Source organism: Thalassospira sp. UBA4513, from assembly GCF_002388495.1.
Taxonomy (GTDB): domain Bacteria; phylum Pseudomonadota; class Alphaproteobacteria; order Rhodospirillales; family Thalassospiraceae; genus Thalassospira; species Thalassospira tepidiphila.
On record NZ_DGMR01000019.1, the window covers coordinates 1 to 579 of the forward strand.

The following is a 579-nucleotide window of genomic DNA, read 5'->3' on the forward strand; positions in this document are numbered from 1 at the left end:
TGGGGCCGGGGCTATGTCCTGCGCGATCCCGACACCAACAGCGCTGCGGCCTGATTTTCGGGAACTTGGTATCAGGCATGCCTGATACCGCCCCAACAGTTGCCGCTATACGAAAAACGCCCCGGTTCATATCCGGGGCGTTTTTCGTTTCCGATCACGGCAAATAGATAAGCGGATCAACAAGGCCGCTGATCTGCAACCGATCAATCAGTTCGAAAATCGGGATCACCATCAAAAAGACCAGCCCGTCGCGCAATGTTCGCCACAAAAGATGCGGGCGCACTTCAAGGATATCGGCATCGCGCCAGGCACCAAACCGGGGACCAAAGCGCGGTACACGCGTTTTGTAGTCATTAAAGGATGCGCCAAAAAGTGTCGCAAGCGCCCTTTCTTCGCGCAGGATCACCGGCAAGAACACACCAAACGCCCCCACCCCGAACAACAGGGCAATCAACAGGCTTCCGGTTTGCGCGCCAATGCCGACTGCGCCGATGAAGCTGAACATATAAAGCGGATTGCGACTGATGGAATAGGGGCCGGTATCGGTCAGATCGCGGGCCTTGCGCCCGCCGATATAGA

General features: G+C 56.6%; 1 protein-coding gene. It reads right to left on the minus strand.

The window, feature by feature from the left end:
- Positions 1-154: 154 nt before the first annotated feature.
- Positions 155-579: methyltransferase family protein (locus B2T33_RS06575; RefSeq protein WP_286791539.1), on the minus strand; the 425-nt coding region annotated here is incomplete at its 5' end.